This window comes from Amaricoccus sp., from assembly GCF_017995835.1.
Classification (GTDB): domain Bacteria; phylum Pseudomonadota; class Alphaproteobacteria; order Rhodobacterales; family Rhodobacteraceae; genus Amaricoccus.
This window is the reverse complement of record NZ_JAGOID010000011.1, coordinates 36949-52113: the sequence shown is the minus strand read 5'-3', so window position 1 is coordinate 52113 and position 15165 is coordinate 36949. Positions and strand designations below refer to the sequence as shown.

Here is a 15165-nt window from a genome sequence, read left to right as displayed (position 1 = left end):
GCCTCATAGAGCGCGTCGATCAGGGTCACGAAGCGCTTGGCCTCGTCGGCGCGCGCCCGCGACAGGGCCGGCACCCGGTCGAGGAGAAGCGCGTCGACCGTGCGGGCGATGGCGAGGTAGTCGCCCGGCCCGAGCGGCCGGCCGCAGAGCTCGGCGAAGCTCGCCCGCGCCACGCCGTCGCGAAAGGCGGGCAGGATCAGCGTGCGCCCGGCGACCTCGAGGTCGAGCGGCTCGCCCGGCCCCCCGGCGAGCCGGTCCCAGGCGCGGTCCATCGCCGCGTCGGCCTCCGGGCCGAGCGGTGCGTGCCAGGCCCTTTCGCCCTCGACGCGGCCCATGCGGTGGTCGCGGGCCGAATCGAGCTCGTGGACCTCGAGGCGCTCCTTCAGCATGGCGATGAAGGGCAGGAAGAGGTGGCGGTTCAGCCCGTCCTTGTAGAGCTCGTCCGGCGCCCGGTTCGAGGTCGTCACGACGACGACGCCGCGCTCGAAGAGGCGCTGGAACAGGCGGCCCACCAGCATCGCGTCGGTGATGTCGGTGATCGTCATCTCGTCGAAGGCGAGCAGCGTCGCCCCGTCGGCGATGACGTCGGCCACCGGCTTGACGGGGTCGGCGAGGCCGCGCACCCGGGCGGCGTGGATCCCGGCGTGGACCTCCTGCATGAAGGCGTGGAAGTGGACGCGGCGCTTCGGGCTGATCGCGGTCGCCTCGAAGAACAGGTCCATCAGCATGGACTTGCCGCGCCCGACGCCGCCGCAGAGGTAAAGGCCGGGCACCGGCTTCTGCTCCAGCCGGTCGCGGCCCCAGCCGAAGCGACCGAGACCGACGCGCTTCGGCCGCGCCGGGTTGTAGTCGGCGAGGCGCATCCAGAGGAGTTGCAGCTTCTCCATCGCCAGCCGCTGCGCCGGATCGGCCGCGATCGCGCCCGAGGCGATCCGGGCGCGATAGACCGCCATGGGCCCGTCGCTCACGCCGGATCCGCCAGCAGGAGGTGGACGCGGCGGTTCTCGCGCCCCTTCTTCTCGACCTTGCCGATCGCCAGCCGGCCGATCTCGCCGGTGCGCGCCACATGGGTGCCGCCGCAGGGTTGCAGGTCGACCGTCGCGTCGCCGGTCCCGATCCGCACCAGCCGCACCCGGCCCTGGCCCGTCGGCGGCTTCACCTTCATCGTCTTGACGAGATCCGGCCGCGCCGCCAGTTCGTCGTCGGTGATCCACTCCGCCGTCACCGGGAGATCGCGTGCGACGAGATCGGCGAGCGCCGCCTCGACCGCCGCGAGGTCCTCCGGCGGTGTCGCCATGTCGAAGTCGAGCCGCCCCTTCTCCTCGCCGATCGCGCCGCCCGTCACCGGAAAGGGCAGGACCACCGAAAGCAGGTGGAGCGCGGTATGGACCCGCATCAGCCGGCGCCGGCGCGCCGCGTCGAGGCGCAGCGCCACCGCCTCGCCCACGGCGGGCACGGGCGCTCCCTCGGCCAGAACGTGCAGCACGCGGGTCCGGTCGCCGCCGGGGTGGACCGTATCCACGACGCCCGCCTCGCGGCCGTCGGCGAGAACCAGCACGCCCGTGTCGCCGGGCTGGCCGCCCGAGGCCGCGTAGAAGATGGTCCTGTCGAGTTCGACGCCCCCGGGTCCGACAGCCGTCACCCTGGCTTCGGCGTCGGTCAGGTAGGCGTCGTCGCGGAACAGGTATTCGGTCATCGGCAGCCCCTCCGCAGCGTTGCCTAGCAGCCGCCGCGGCGAAGGCCAAGCGGCTCGCAGGGCGCTCGATGCGCCGGGATGAGGGCGCGGCGAGAGGGCCTGGGTCCATCACGCTCGGTGATGGGGGGCGCAACGCAATCTCCTTTGACGCGCCCGCAGGTCGCGGTCAGATTGGCGGGCCTGTGTCCTTGCGAGTCCCCCATGCCCGCCGTCCCCACCACCCGCGCGAAGCTCTTCACGCCGATCCTGATCGCCGCCTCGGTGATCCTGATGGTCGGCTTCGGCGTACGCGCCAGCTTCGGGGTCTTTCAGATACCGATCGCGTCGCAGTTCGGCTGGCCGCGGGCGGAGTTCTCCTTCGCCATCGCCGTGCAGAATCTCGCCTGGGGCATCGGGCAGCCGATCTTCAGCGCCATGGCGGAGCGCTTTGGCGATCGCAAGGCAATCGTCCTCGGCGCGCTGTTCTACGCGCTGGGCCTGACGCTCTCCGCCTTCGCGGTGACGCCCGAGGGGCACCAGTTCTACAACATCCTGATCGGCTTCGGCATCGCCGGCACCGGGTTCGGCGTCATCCTCGCCATCGTCGGCCGGGCGGCTTCGCCCCAGCATCGCTCGCTCACCCTCGGCATCGCCACCGCCGCCGGCTCCGCGGGCCAGGTGATCGGCCCGCCGATCGCGGAGGCGCTGCTTTCGGTCATGAGCTGGTCGGGCGTCTTTCTCGTCTTTGCGGCGGCGGTGCTCGCGAGCCTCGCCGCGCTCCCGTTCCTGCGCGCCGCCCCTGCCGCCGCGCGCGTGGCGGCCGCGCCCGACGAGCCGATGGGACGGGCGCTCGCGCGCGCCTTCCGCGATCCGTCGTTCACGCTGATCTTCGTGGGCTTCTTCTCCTGCGGCTATCAGCTCGGCTTCATCACCGCGCATTTCCCCGCCTTCGTCACCGAGGTCTGCGGACCGATCGCGCCGGGTTCGATGCTCGCCGGGATGGGGATCACGACGACCTCCGCGCTCGGCGCCATCGCCATCTCGGTGATCGGCCTCGCCAACATCTGCGGCACGCTCGCCGCCGGCGCGCTGGGGGCGCATTTCCGCAAGAAGTACCTGCTCGCGCAGATCTACCTCGCCCGGACGGTCGTGTCGGCGGCGTTCATCCTCGCGCCGATGACGCCGGGAACCGTCCTCCTGTTCTCGCTCCTGATGGGCGCGCTCTGGCTCGCCACCGTGCCGCTCACGTCGGGGCTCATCGCCGAGATCTACGGGCTGCGCTACATGGGCACGCTCTACGGGATCGTGTTCCTCAGCCACCAGATCGGCGGGTTCGTCGGCATCTGGCTCGGCGGCGCGCTCTACGACGTCTATGGCAACTACAACCTCGTCTGGTGGGTCGGCGTCGGCGTCGGCCTGTTTTCCGCCATCGTCCACCTGCCGATCCGCGAGCGTCCGCTCCTGCCCGTTGCGGCCTGACGCGCCGGCAGTTTGCGCGGGATCAAGGTTCCCGCCGCCCGCCTCGTGCTTTGCTGGTCGCGAATCGGGGAGGGGGCCATGGCGATTGCTCCGGACGACGTGCGGCGGGTCAGGGAGAGCCTGCCGCTGCTGCGCGAGCACTTCGAGCCCGCGGCCTCGCGCTTCTACGACAACCTCTTCTCCCTGGCGCCGGAGATGCGTGCGCTTTTCCGCGGCGACATGGACGACCAGGGGATGAAGTTCATGTCGACCATGGCGATGATCGCCGAGGTGGTGGGCGATGCCGACGCGCTCGCCGGCGCGACGGCGGGCCTTGCCCGCGCCCATGCCCGCCTCGGCGTGGCGCCCGAGCACTTCGCGCCGATGGGCCACGCGCTCCTCGTCACGCTCGGCGAGACGCTCGGGCCCGACTTCACCCCCGAGGTGCAATCGGCTTGGCGCGCCGCCTACGCCACCCTTTCCGAGGCGATGATCGCCCACGGCGCGATGGCCTGACGGTTCCGTCCGAAGACTTCGGCGTCAAGGGTTTACGGCGGATCCTTCGATGCACGCTCCATGCACGACGTATGCACAACGCATATGCCAAGCAAAAGAGTCAGAATTGAATCGTTAATGCAGGCGCGAGACAGCGGCTCCACCTTGGGAACGAGGCCCCGCCGACCCTTCCGGCATTCGCGCCGGCTGCTTCCGACCGCCGGCTATTGCCTAGCGGGCGGGCGGCCGATATGTCCGGCCGGCCTTTCCCGAGCCTACGAGGGCCGATCATGCACGCCTATCGCACCCATACCTGCGCCGACCTGCGCCTTGCGAACGTCGGGGACGTCGTGCGGCTTTCGGGCTGGGTTCACCGGGTGCGTGACCATGGCGGCGTGCTGTTCGTCGACCTGCGCGACCACTACGGCGTGACCCAGGTTCTGTGCGACGGCGACAGCCCCGCCTTCGCCGAGGTCGAGAAGCTCCGCGCCGAATGGGTCGTCCGCATCGACGGCGAGGTGAAGGCCCGCGACGCCGCCCTCGTCAACCCGAAGATCCCGACCGGCGAGATCGAGGTCTTCATCCGCGACGTCGAGGTGCTGTCGGCCGTCGAGGGAGAACTGCCGCTCCAGATCTTCGGCGAGGCCGAGTATCCCGAGGAGACCCGGCTCAGGCACCGCTTCCTCGACCTCCGCCGCGACAGCCTGCACCACACGATCATGCTGCGCTCGAAGGTGATCCGCCACCTGCGCGAGGCGATGCACGAGCAGGGCTTCACCGAGTTCCAGACGCCGATCCTCACCGCCTCCTCGCCCGAGGGCGCGCGCGACTTTCTCGTGCCCTCGCGCCTGCATCCGGGCAAGTTCTACGCGCTCCCCCAGGCGCCGCAGCAGTTCAAGCAGTTGATCATGGTCGCGGGCTTTGACCGCTACTTCCAGATCGCGCCGTGCTTCCGCGACGAGGATCCGCGCGCCGACCGCTCGCCCGGCGAGTTCTATCAGCTCGACATGGAGATGAGCTTCGCCACCCAGGAGGACGTCTTCCAGGTGATCGAGCCGGTGATGCGCGGCGTCTTCGAGACCTTTGGCGGCGGGCGGCCGGTGACGCCGGAGTTCCCGCGCATCGCCTATCGCGACGCGATGCTGTGGTACGGCTCGGACAAGCCGGACCTGCGCAACCCCCTGAAGATGCAGGTGGTGAGCGAGCATTTCCGCGGCTCGGACTTCAAGGTCTTCGCCGGTCTGCTGGAACAGCCCGGCACGCAGGTCCGCGCCATCCCGGCGCCGGGGGGCGGCAGCCGCAAGTTCTGTGACCGGATGAACGCCTATGCCCAGTCCGAGGGCCTGCCGGGGATGGGCTACATCTTCTGGCGCGCCCTCGACGCCGGCGGCATGGAAGCCGCCGGCCCGGTCGCCAAGGCTCTCGGACCGGAACGCACAGAGGCGATCCGCTCGCAGATGGGCGTTGGCGAGGGGGACGCGGTCTTCTTCCTCGGCGGTCTGCCGGCGAAGTTCGAGGCCGTCGCCGGCAAGGCCCGCAACGTGATCGGCAAGGAGCTGGGGCTGACCGTCGAGGACCGCTTCGATTTCGCGTGGATCGTCGACTTCCCGATGTACGAGAAAGACCCGGAGACCGGGAACCTCGACTTCAGCCACAACCCGTTCTCGATGCCCCAGGGCGGCATGGAGGCGCTGGAGACGAAAGACCCGCTCGACATCCTCGGCTATCAGTACGACATCGTCTGCAACGGCGTGGAGCTGTCCTCCGGCGCGGTGCGCAACCACAGGCCCGAGCTGATGTACAAGGCATTCGAGGTCGTCGGCCATGACCGCGCCTTCGTCGACGGCCATTTCGGCGGGATGATCTCGGCCTTCCGCACCGGCGCGCCGCCGCACGCGGGCATCGCGCCGGGCGTCGACCGCATCGTCATGCTGCTGGCCGGGGCGGAGAACATCCGCGAGGTCATCATGTTCCCGATGAACCAGCGCGCCGAGGACCTGATGATGGGCGCGCCCTCGGCCCCGACCAACGAGCAGCTCCGCGACCTCGGGCTGAGGCTCGCGCCGAAGGCGTGAGCGGGCGCCGATCGGCCTGCCGCTCGGCACGGTTGGCGGGGCCGGCGACGGCTACCCGGCGGCGACCGAGCCGGAGTTGTAGGCGTAGGTGTCCCAGTCGGGCCTGTAGTCGTCGTCGGCCTGGTTGCCCCAGACCGTCCAGCCCTTGCGCAGTCCCCGGCCGAAGAGTTCGAGACAGGGTCCCCACGAGCAGGCCTCGATGACGTCATACTGCTCGTCGGGCTTGCGGGAATGCTCGCGCTTGCGGGTGGCGAGCAGATTGACCTGACGGCGCCCGGGGGGCAGCGTGCGGACGTCCCGTCCGCGCGTGCCGAAAAGCAGCAGTTCGGTGACGTTGCGGAAGTAGAAGCCGACGCCGCGCCCGTCGGAGCCGCCGTCCTTGCGGACCTTGTGCCAGACGATGTTCGACTTGTAACTGAAGCCCCAGCCGGCGAGCACCGCCAGTCCCTCGGGCAGGAGCGCATTCGGAACCCAGAGGTAGCAGTGCGACCGCTCCGCCATCAGGGCGGGCACGGGCAGCCCTGCGATCTCGTCGGTCGACATGGTGCCGTAGCGGCTGAGCCGCCTGTGCTCCGGGGCGACCTTGCCCGTGCGGTTGACGAACCGCCAGGGCGGATCCGCCAGCAGCGTGCCGAACTGTGAGCCGGCGAGTCGTGAAAGGTCTTGGGCTGCCGAGTTGGTCATGCGCAACATGTTGCGACAAACCGGTTGCCGGCTCAAGACACGTCGCGGCCTCATCCCCGGGCTCGATCCGGTCCGGTTTCCGCGCGGTTGGGCATGGAACTTCCGCCCACCTACGGATATGAGGGCGCCCATGACCGCACGCCATATCAACCCGATCCTGAAGCTCGTCCTCGAGATCGGCCCGATCGCGGTGTTCTTCCTCGCCTATCGCTGGGCGCCGGTGCCCGAGGGACTGCCCGATACGGAGCGGCAGCTCGAGCAGATCCTGTTCTCGACCAAGGTGTTCGTGCCGACGATCCTCGCCGCGCTCGCGATCAGCTATGCGCTTACGCGAAAGCTGCCGAAGATGGCGGTGATCACCGCCGTCGTGGTGACGATCTTCGGCGGTCTGACGCTGATCCTGCGCGACGACACCTTCGTGAAGATGAAGCCGACGATCCTCTATGCGCTGTTCGCGGGGATCCTCGGTTTCGGGCTGCTGCGCGGACAGAGCTACCTGAAGTACCTGATGGACGAGATCCTGCCCATGCGCGACGAGGGCTGGATGAAGTTCACGCGCCGGTTCATCGTCTTCTACGCGGTCCTTGCGGTGCTGAACGAGGTGGTCTGGCGCGGCTGGGGCACGGATGTCTGGGTGAACTTTCGCACCTTCGTGCTGCCGCTGGCGAACTTCGCCTTCGTGATGGCGCAGGTGCCGTTGTTCACGCGCTACGCGATCGTCGACGCCAGGCGTTCGGATCCCTGACGGTCAGGCCCTGCGGAAGCTGAGATAGGCCGGCGTGCGGCCCTCGCGCAGCGCCTTGGCCTCGTACCGGGTGCGCGTCCAGTCGGGCCAGGGCGTGGCCGGGTCGCGCTCCTCGCGCCGGAAGCCGCTCGCCGCCACGGCGGCGAGGGCGTGGGCCACGTAGTCCGGGATGTCGGTGGCGAGGCGCAGCTCGGCCCCCGGCGCCATGGCCCGGACGAGCAAAGCGAGGTTCTCCGGGCTCATGAAGCGACGGTCGCGGTGGCGGGTCTTGGGCCAGGGATCGGGGTAGAGCAGGAAGACCCGCGAGAGCGACGCCGGCGGCAGCAGTTCGACGAGATCGCGGGCGTCGCCGGGGTGGATGCGGATGTTCGCCAGTCCCCGCGCCTCGACCTTGCCGAGGAAGGCCGCCACGCCGTTGACGAACGGCTCGGCGCCGAGAAAGCCGGTCCCGGGATGGAGCGCGGCCTGGTGGGCGAGGTGTTCGCCCGCCCCGAAGCCGATCTCGAGCCAGACGGGCCGGTCGTCGCCGAAGAGCGCCGCCGGATCGACCGGCGCGCGCGCCGGGTCGCCCTGCCGCGCCGCGCCCGGGATGGCGAGCCGCGGCAGCAGATCCTCGACGAGCCGGGCCTGGGCCGGGCGCAGCGCCTTGCCGTGGCGCCGGCCGTAGAACTTGCGCGCCGGCTGCGGTCGCTCGCCGGCGACGGGCGGGGCCTCGGTCACACCGCCGCGCGGAGCGCCTCGACGAGGTCGGTTCGCTCCCAGGAGAAGCCGCCGTCGGCATCGGGCGTGCGGCCGAAATGGCCGTAGGCCGAGGTGCGCTGGTAGATCGGCCGGTTGAGCCCGAGCCGGGTGCGGATGCCCCGCGGGGTCAGGTCCATCACCTGGCCGAGCGCCTTCTCGATCGCGGCGGCGGGGACCGTGCCGGCGCCGTAGGTGTCGGCGTAGATCGAGAGCGGCCGCGCCACGCCGATCGCGTAGCTGAGCTGGATCGCGCAGCGATGCGCGAGCCCCGCCGCGACCACGTTCTTGGCGAGGTAGCGCGCGGCGTAGGCGGCCGAGCGGTCGACCTTGGTCGGATCCTTGCCCGAGAAGGCGCCGCCGCCGTGCGGGGCCGCGCCGCCGTAGGTGTCGACGATGATCTTGCGCCCGGTGAGGCCGGCGTCGCCGTCCGGGCCGCCGATGACGAAGCGGCCCGTCGGGTTGACGTGCCAGACGGTGTCGCGGGTCAGCCAGCCCTCGGGCAGGACCTCGGCGATGTAGGGCTCGACCATGGCGCGGACGTCGGCCGAGGTCATGTCGGCGTCGAGATGCTGGGTGGAGAGCACCAGCGAGGAGACCTCGACCGGCTTGCCCTTCTCGTAGCGCAGCGAGAGCTGGCTCTTGGCGTCCGGTCCGAGGCGGGGCTCCGCGCCGGACTTGCGCGCCTCGGCCAGGCGTCGGAGGATCGCGTGGGCGTAGTGGATCGGCGCGGGCATCAGTTCCGGGGTCTCGGCGACGGCATAGCCGAACATGATGCCCTGGTCGCCGGCGCCTTCTTCCTTGCCGTCCCCGCCGTCGACGCCCTGGGCGATGTGCTCGGACTGGCCGTGGATGTAGTTCTCGACCTGCAACGTGGCCCAGTGGAAGCCCTTCTGCTCGTAGCCGATGTCGCGCACGCAGTCGCGGACGATGTCTTCGACGCGGGCGAGCACGGAGCCGGGGCCGCGCACCTCGCCGCCGACGACCACGCGGTCGGTGGTGGCGAAGGTCTCGCAGGCGACGCGCGCCTCGGGGTCCGCCTCCAGGAAGGCGTCGAGCACGGCGTCGGAGATGCGGTCGCAGACCTTGTCCGGGTGCCCTTCGGACACCGATTCCGAAGCGAACGTGTAGTCCTCGCGAATCTCCATATGCTCGAAGCCCTTCCCGCCTGTTCGTCGCCCTTCGGGGCGCGGCCCTGCCTACTTCCGGACCGGAGGAGGGTCAACGGAGGAAGCCGTCTTGCGAGGGCGATGTGGCCCGTCGGGGAAACGGGGCGATGCCGGCCGCCGCAGGGACCGGCGTTGGCGGCGGCGCGGAGGACGCGCCGGCCGGGCGGTCAGGGCGGCCCGGCCGGCGGGGATGGTCAGCGCCGGGCGCGGTCGCGGTCCTCGTCGGCGAGCGAACGGACGAGCGCGAGGACCGAGGCCCGCGTGCTCGATTCGCCGATGGCGCCGAAGGCCGTGGTGAGCTGGCGCACCTCGTCCGGCCCGGCCGCCGACGCGGTTCCGTTCCCGCGGTTGGCCTGGTCGTCGGCGGCAAGGCCCTCGAAGAAGTAGCCGGGCGGAACGCCGAGATGCTCGGCGATCTGGTAGAGCCGGCCCGCGCCGATGCGGTTCGAGCCCTTCTCGTATTTCTGCACCTGGCTGAAGGTCAGGCCGAGATGCCGGCCGAGCCGCCCCTGGCTGATGCCGAGCGCCTCGCGCCGGTCACGCAGCCGCTGGCCCACGTGCACGTCAATATCCCTCGCGGACAAGGTCAAGTTTGCCACCCCTAAAACGAGAACCCCCGGCGCCGTCCGGCGAAATGCCGCGTCCCCATGGACCTCGGCGCACGCCTCCTGGCGACTTCGGGTGTCCCACCACTCCCTGTTCCGGTTATCGGCGCGGAGAGCGAGAAACGCGACTCATAAGATTTGAAGCAGTTAATCCGAAAACTGCCACGAGCGCCAAGAGGACCGGAACATCTCCCCATCGAGCGTACATCGTTTCGGGCCATGCGGCGGGAAGCGGGGCGTCGATGTATCCTTCGACCCCGAGCGGCAGCATGGCGACGACCCGACCGCGGGAATCGATCATCGCGGACACGCCGGTGTTCGCGGCCCGAGCGATCGGCAGGCCCTGCTCGATCGCCCGCGCTCGTGCCTGGGCGAAGTGCTGGTAGGGACCGGCCAGCGCCCCGAACCATGCGTCGTTGGTCACCTGGACGACCCATTCGGGCCGGCCCTCCGGCGCTCGCAGCGCCGCCGGGAAGATGGCCTCGTAGCAGACGAGCGGCAGGAACGGCGGCAGCCCGGCCGCCGTCACCAGATGCGGCCCCGGTCCCGGCGAGAACCCGCGGACGGTCAGCGTGGCGATCTCCGGACCGCCGAGGCGGCCGATCAGCCCGCCGAGCGGGATGTACTCGCCGAAGGGAACCAGCCGGGTCTTGTCGTAGACGGCCAGCGCCCCGCCGTCCTCGCCGAGGACCGCGAGGGAGTTGAACCAGAGTTCGCCGTCCGCGGCCGGCTGCGCGCGGTTGATCCCGAGGATCACCGGCCGCCCGCCCGCGGCCGCCGCGATCTCGGCCTGGAGCCAGGGCGCCTCGCCGAGGAGGAACGGCGCGGCGGTCTCGGGCCAGATCGTCACGTCGGGCGCGGGCTCGGCGGTGTCGCGCGTGGCGGCGAGGTGGCGCTCGAAGAACTCCTGCTGAAGCTCGGGCCGCCACTTCAGCCGTTGCGGGATGTTCGGCTGCACCAGCCGCGCCACCAGCGGCGGCGCGCGTTCCGGCTCGGGCAGGGCAAGCCGCCAGGCGCCGTAGCTCCATCCCGCCGCCGCCAGCGCCAGCGCGGCGGTCGCGCCGGCGGCGAGGCCCCGGCGCCCGGGCGCCGCGCCGGGGAGGAGCCCGGCCGTCAGCGTGAGCAGGGTCAGGCCGTAGGGACCGACGACGGAGGCGACCTGCATCACCGGCGTCTCGATCCACGCATAGCCGGGAAGCGCCCAGGGGAATCCGGTCAGCACGTGCCCGCGCAACCATTCCGCGAAGGTCCACAGGCAAGCGAGGACCAGGGCGCCGGCGAGACCCTGCCGACCGATGCGGCGCGCCACGGCGAAGGCCGCGCCCCAGAACAGCGCGAGCCCGCCCGCCATGCCGAGGAGCGCGAAGGGGGCGAGGGCCCCGTACCGTTCCGGCTCCACCAGAAAGGGCTCGACGATCCAGAAGAGGCCGGCGCCGAAATAGCCCGCGCCGGCGGCCCAGCCGCGCAGGAATGCGGCCCGCGGCCGCGCCGCGGCCTCGCATAGCCACAGAAGCGGCGGCAGCGCGAGGAAGATCGTCCAGGGAAACGAGACGGGCGGTTGTGTCGCCGCGAGCGCGACGCCGCAGAGGGCTGCAAGGAACGCGGCGCGCACGGGTGACAGCGCGGCGACGCGCGCGCGCGCCCGGTCCAAGGGGGGAGCCTACTCGGCGGCTTCGGACGCGCCCGGGGCGGAGCGCCGCAGCCGCAGCCGCAGCCGCTTGATCCGGCGCGCGTCGGCGTCGAGCACCTCGAATTCGTGTCCGTCGGGATGGACCACGATCTCGCCTCGCGCCGGAACGCGCCCCGCGAGGCGCGACACTAGCCCCCCGAGGGTGTCGACCTCCTCCGCGACGTCCGGGGCGGCGAGGCGCACGCCGGTCTCCTTGGCGAAGTCGTCGAGTTCCATGCGCGCGGGGGCGACATAGACCCCGTCGCTCTCCTGCGTCGAGAGCGCGACCTCGTCCTCGTCGTGCTCGTCGCCGATCTCGCCGACGATCTGCTCGAGGATGTCCTCGATCGTCACCAGTCCGTCGACGCCGCCGTATTCGTCGATGATGAGCGCCATGTGGATGCGGTCGGACTGCATCTTCTGCAACAGGACCCCGATCGGCATCGAGGGCGGCACATAGAGGAGCGGCCGGAGCAACCCCTCGAGGTCGAACTCGCTTTCGCCTTCGTCGAAGCCGAAGCGCAACGCGAGATCCTTCAGGTGGACGAGGCCCTTAGGCCGGTCGAGCGTGCCGGAATAGACCGGCAGCCGGGTCATCGTGCTCGACTTGAAGGTGGCGACAAGGTCCCTCAGGGTCGCGTCGTCGGGAACCGCGATGATTTCCGTGCGCGGAACGCTGACATCCTCGACGCGCATCCGGCGGATGCGGCGGACATTGCCGATGATCTCGCTCGCCCCGGGGTGGGCGGCGGCCCGCTCCGTGTCGTCGCCGTCGTCGGATTGAGATTCCGGGCCCTCGCGCCGGAAAAGCCGCGCAAGGAAGGATGGTCGGGCGGAACTGTCTGGTTCCGCCTCGTCGGGGCCTGCGGTCGACGCCGCGGCTCCGCTATCGTGATCGCCCATCGGGGCATGGTCCGTTGCGACGCGCAAGGGGCGCCTCCTAGCGGCTATATGGGTCCGCCACCCCGAGGCTGGCAAGCACTTTCCGCTCCAGCGCCTCCATGGCCTCGGCTTCGCCGTCGTCCTCGTGGTCGTGGCCGACAAGGTGGAGCACGCCGTGGACGACGAGGTGCGTCACGTGGTCGGCCGCAGGAACCCCCGCGGCCTCGGCCTCGGCGGCGCAGGTCTCGAAGGCAAGCGCGAGGTCGCCGAGGAAGCGCGCCTCGCCGGGAAGCGCCGGACCGTCGGCGGACGGCCAGGACAGCACGTTGGTGGCGTCCTGCTTGCCGCGCCACTCGGCGTTAAGGGCGGCGATGCGGGCGTCGTCGGCGGCGAGGAGGCCGATCTCGCAGCCGCCGGGATCGAGGCCTGCGGCCTCCAGTGCGGCGGCGGCGGCACGGTCGGCGAGCGCCGGCAGGCCGAGCGCCTCCCAGCGCGCGTCCTCGATCAGCGTGTCGACGGGGCCGCCGGCCTCAGTCATCCGCTTTCGCGGCCGCCTCGTAGGCGGTGATTATTCGCGCGACGAGCGAGTGGCGCACCACATCCGCCGCGGTGAAGCGGGTGAAGCCGACGCCCTCCACGCCCTTCAGGATGCGCTCGGCCTCGACGAGGCCGGAGGCGACGCCGCGGGGCAGGTCGATCTGGGTCGTGTCGCCGGTCACCGCCATGCGCGAGCCCTCGCCGAGGCGGGTGAGGAACATCTTCATCTGCATCGTCGTGGCGTTCTGGGCCTCGTCGAGCACGACGAAGGCGTTCGACAGCGTGCGGCCGCGCATGAAGGCGAGGGGCGCGATCTCGATCTGGCGCTCCTCGATCATCTTCTGCACCTGGCGCGCCGGGAAGAAGTCGTTCAGCGCGTCGTAGAGCGGCTGCATGTAGGGATCGACCTTCTCCTTCATGTCGCCGGGGAGGAAGCCGAGCCGCTCGCCCGCCTCGACCGCCGGGCGGGAGAGGATGATCCGCTCGACCTGGCCCTCGATGAACATCGAAACGGCGGCGGCGACGGCGAGGTAGGTCTTGCCGGTGCCGGCCGGTCCGAGGCCGAAGACGAGTTCGTTGCGGAAGAGGCTGCGCACGTAGCCCGTCTGGGCGGCGGTGCGCGGCTCGACCAACTTTTTCCGCGTGCGGATCTCGAGAGGCTCCGCGCCGAACATGTCGAGCTGGCCGACCCGGGCGGTCGCGGGCGCCGGTCCCGCCGGCATCCGCACGGCCGCGTCGATGTCGCCCGGCGTGACGGGGCGGCCCTGCTCCAGCCGGGCGTAGAGCGCCCGCAGGACCTGCTCGGCCTGTTCGCGCTCGGCGTCGCCGCCATGGAGCGTGAGCATGTTGCCGCGGCGGTGGATGGCGACGCCCAGACGAACCTCGACCTGGACGAGATTGCGGTCAAGCTCGCCGCAGAGGTCGATCAGGAGGCGGTTGTCGGGGAAATCGAGGACACTGTCGCCGGCGTTCGGGGCAGGGGAGCGCGCGCTGGTCGCCAAGGGGCCTCCGGGCCGTGAGAGAAACTCTACCGGTCCAAGAGTGCCCCAGCCGCTGACCCGGCGCAAGCCGGCTCGGCGCGTCGACGCCGGGGTCCGGAGGAGAGGCTCAGGCGGCCAGAGCGCCCGCGAGCGAGTTGCGGCCGGCGGCGAGGATGCGGGCCGGCACGATGCGCCCCACGAGCGTCGCGTCGGCTTCGAGATGGACGGCGGTGAGGTAGGGGGAGCGGCCGGTCATCTGCCCGGGCTCGCGGCCGGGCTTCTCGATGAGCACGGGCAGCGTGCGGCCGACGAGCCCCAGCTGAAAGGCGGACTGCTGGCGCGCGAGCAGCGCCTGGAGACGGTGGAGGCGGTCGGCCTTGACGTCCTCGGCGAGCTGCGGCCGGTCGGCGGCGGGGGTGCCGGGACGGGAGGAGTACGCGAAGGAATAGGCCTGCGCGTAGCCGACCGTCTCCACCAGCGCCAGCGTGTCGGCGAAGTCGGCCTCGGTCTCGCCCGGAAATCCGACGATGAAGTCGCCCGACAGCGCCATGTCCGGGCGGGCGGCGCGGATGCGCTCGACGAGGCGGAGGTAGGCGGCGGCGGTATGGCGGCGGTTCATCGCCTTGAGCACCCGGTCGCTGCCGGCCTGCACGGGCAGGTGCAGGTAGGGCATCAGCTTCGGCTCGTCGCCGTGGGCGGCGATCAGGTCGTCGGCCATGTCGTTGGGGTGCGAGGTGGTGTAGCGCAGCCGCTCCAGTCCCTCGATGCGCGCGAGGTGGCGCACGAGGGCGGCGAGCGTGACGCCTTCCGCGTCGCGGTAGGCGTTGACGTTCTGGCCGAGCAGCGTGATCTCGACCACGCCGCGGGCGACGAGATCGCGCGCCTCCGCCTCGATCCGCGCTGCGGGGCGCGAGACCTCGGCGCCGCGGGTATAGGGCACGACGCAGAAGGCGCAGAACTTGTCGCAGCCCTCCTGCACGGTCAGGAACGCCGCCGGCGCGCGCCGGGCGCGCCGGTCGGCCGGCAGGTGCTCGAACTTGTCCTCCGCGGGGAACTCGGTATCGACCGGGCGCTCGCCGCGGCCGACGCGGTCGAGGAGGGAGGGAAGCCGGTGATAGGCCTGCGGGCCGACCACGAAGTCGACGGCTGGCGCGCGGGCCAGCATCTCGGCGCCCTCGGCCTGCGCGACGCAGCCGGCGACGCCGATCGCCATTCCGGGGCGGGCGGTCTTCAGCCGGCGCAGGCGGCCGATCTCGGAATAGACCTTCTCGGCGGCCTTCTCGCGGATGTGGCAGGTGTTCAGCAGCACGAGGTCCGCGTCGTCGACGACATCGGTCGGGGCATAGCCCTGCGCGGCGAGCGCAGCGGTCATGCGCTCGCTGTCGTAGACGTTCATCTGGCAGCCGTAGGTGCGGACGAACAGCTTCTTCGGCGCGGTCATGGCGGTCCACCG

15 protein-coding genes are annotated in these 15165 nt (G+C 71.1%); 4 read left to right on the top strand and 11 right to left on the bottom strand.

Features of this window, described 5'->3' with window-relative positions; genetic code table 11:
• Window positions 1–968, bottom strand: a 968-nt coding sequence (gene zapE, locus KBA23_RS03560) for a cell division protein ZapE (protein WP_290736968.1), incomplete at its 3' end; no start/stop codon positions are given.
• A complete protein-coding gene (locus KBA23_RS03555) occupies window positions 965–1696 on the bottom strand; it encodes an alanyl-tRNA editing protein (protein ID WP_290736966.1) in 732 nt (243 codons plus the stop codon). The genes KBA23_RS03555 and zapE, both read right to left, overlap by 4 nt.
• A gap of 201 nt (window positions 1697–1897) precedes the next feature.
• On the opposite strand from KBA23_RS03555, the gene KBA23_RS03550 reads away from it, so the two are divergent.
• The 3 genes from KBA23_RS03550 (at window position 1898) to aspS (ending at window position 5703) form a co-directional block, all read left to right on the top strand.
• A complete protein-coding gene (locus KBA23_RS03550) occupies window positions 1898–3154 on the top strand; it encodes an MFS transporter (protein WP_290736964.1) in 1257 nt (418 codons plus the stop codon).
• 78 nt (window positions 3155–3232) lie between these two features.
• Window positions 3233–3649: a globin domain-containing protein gene (locus tag KBA23_RS03545; RefSeq protein ID WP_290736962.1), complete on the top strand. Its 417-nt coding sequence runs from the start codon at window positions 3233–3235 to the stop codon at window positions 3647–3649.
• 269 nt (window positions 3650–3918) lie between these two features.
• Window positions 3919–5703, top strand: a complete 1785-nt coding sequence (gene aspS / locus KBA23_RS03540) for an aspartate--tRNA ligase (protein ID WP_290736960.1) — start codon at window positions 3919–3921, stop codon at window positions 5701–5703.
• A 51-nt stretch (window positions 5704–5754) separates the two neighbouring features.
• Here aspS and KBA23_RS03535 read toward each other — a convergent pair whose 3' ends face one another.
• The gene (locus tag KBA23_RS03535; RefSeq protein WP_290736958.1) at window positions 5755–6387 is read right to left on the bottom strand and encodes an MT-A70 family methyltransferase; all 633 of its coding nucleotides are present in this window, start codon (window positions 6385–6387) and stop codon (window positions 5755–5757) included.
• Between the two features lie 130 nt (window positions 6388–6517).
• On the opposite strand from KBA23_RS03535, the gene KBA23_RS03530 reads away from it, so the two are divergent.
• Entirely contained in the window at window positions 6518–7132 is a 615-nt protein-coding gene (locus tag KBA23_RS03530; protein WP_290736956.1) for a septation protein A, read from the top strand.
• A gap of 3 nt (window positions 7133–7135) precedes the next feature.
• On the opposite strand, the gene KBA23_RS03525 is transcribed toward KBA23_RS03530, so the two are convergent.
• The 8 genes from KBA23_RS03525 to miaB form a co-directional block, all read right to left on the bottom strand.
• The gene (locus KBA23_RS03525) at window positions 7136–7852 is read right to left on the bottom strand and encodes a tRNA (guanosine(46)-N(7))-methyltransferase TrmB (protein WP_290736954.1); all 717 of its coding nucleotides are present in this window, start codon (window positions 7850–7852) and stop codon (window positions 7136–7138) included.
• Window positions 7849–9018, bottom strand: a complete 1170-nt coding sequence (gene metK, locus KBA23_RS03520; protein WP_290736952.1) for a methionine adenosyltransferase — start codon at window positions 9016–9018, stop codon at window positions 7849–7851. The genes KBA23_RS03525 and metK overlap by 4 nt, the downstream gene beginning before the upstream one ends.
• 215 nt (window positions 9019–9233) lie before the next feature.
• Window positions 9234–9602, bottom strand: a complete 369-nt coding sequence (locus KBA23_RS03515; protein WP_290736951.1) for a helix-turn-helix transcriptional regulator — start codon at window positions 9600–9602, stop codon at window positions 9234–9236.
• Between the two features lie 142 nt (window positions 9603–9744).
• The gene (gene lnt / locus KBA23_RS03510) at window positions 9745–11295 is read right to left on the bottom strand and encodes an apolipoprotein N-acyltransferase (protein ID WP_290736950.1); all 1551 of its coding nucleotides are present in this window, start codon (window positions 11293–11295) and stop codon (window positions 9745–9747) included.
• Between the two features lie 9 nt (window positions 11296–11304).
• A complete protein-coding gene (locus tag KBA23_RS03505; RefSeq protein ID WP_366935292.1) occupies window positions 11305–12243 on the bottom strand; it encodes a hemolysin family protein in 939 nt (312 codons plus the stop codon).
• 10 nt (window positions 12244–12253) lie between these two features.
• Complete coding sequence (ybeY, locus tag KBA23_RS03500; protein ID WP_290736948.1) at window positions 12254–12733, bottom strand: rRNA maturation RNase YbeY; 480 nt, start codon at window positions 12731–12733, stop codon at window positions 12254–12256.
• On the bottom strand, window positions 12726–13733 hold the full coding sequence (locus tag KBA23_RS03495) for a PhoH family protein (RefSeq protein WP_290736946.1): 1008 nt from the start codon (window positions 13731–13733) through the stop codon (window positions 12726–12728). Before KBA23_RS03495 ends, ybeY begins: the two co-directional genes overlap by 8 nt.
• A 106-nt stretch (window positions 13734–13839) precedes the next feature.
• A complete protein-coding gene (gene miaB / locus KBA23_RS03490; RefSeq protein ID WP_290736944.1) occupies window positions 13840–15153 on the bottom strand; it encodes a tRNA (N6-isopentenyl adenosine(37)-C2)-methylthiotransferase MiaB in 1314 nt (437 codons plus the stop codon).
• Between the last annotated feature and the right edge of the window lie 12 nt (window positions 15154–15165).

What these genes read in the sequence shown, in the direction of transcription:
- aspS (WP_290736960.1), top strand. Translation starts at nt 3,919, where the DNA reads ATGCACGCCTATCGCACCCATACCTGCGCCGACCTGCGCCTTGCGAAC.
- KBA23_RS03530 (WP_290736956.1), top strand. Translation starts at nt 6,518, where the DNA reads ATGACCGCACGCCATATCAACCCGATCCTGAAGCTCGTCCTCGAGATC.
- ybeY (WP_290736948.1), bottom strand. Translation starts at nt 12,733, where the DNA reads ATGACTGAGGCCGGCGGCCCCGTCGACACGCTGATCGAGGACGCGCGC.
- KBA23_RS03555 (WP_290736966.1), bottom strand. Translation starts at nt 1,696, where the DNA reads ATGACCGAATACCTGTTCCGCGACGACGCCTACCTGACCGACGCCGAA.
- KBA23_RS03535 (WP_290736958.1), bottom strand. Translation starts at nt 6,387, where the DNA reads ATGACCAACTCGGCAGCCCAAGACCTTTCACGACTCGCCGGCTCACAG.
- miaB (WP_290736944.1), bottom strand. Translation starts at nt 15,153, where the DNA reads ATGACCGCGCCGAAGAAGCTGTTCGTCCGCACCTACGGCTGCCAGATG.
- KBA23_RS03550 (WP_290736964.1), top strand. Translation starts at nt 1,898, where the DNA reads ATGCCCGCCGTCCCCACCACCCGCGCGAAGCTCTTCACGCCGATCCTG.
- KBA23_RS03545 (WP_290736962.1), top strand. Translation starts at nt 3,233, where the DNA reads ATGGCGATTGCTCCGGACGACGTGCGGCGGGTCAGGGAGAGCCTGCCG.
- metK (WP_290736952.1), bottom strand. Translation starts at nt 9,018, where the DNA reads ATGGAGATTCGCGAGGACTACACGTTCGCTTCGGAATCGGTGTCCGAA.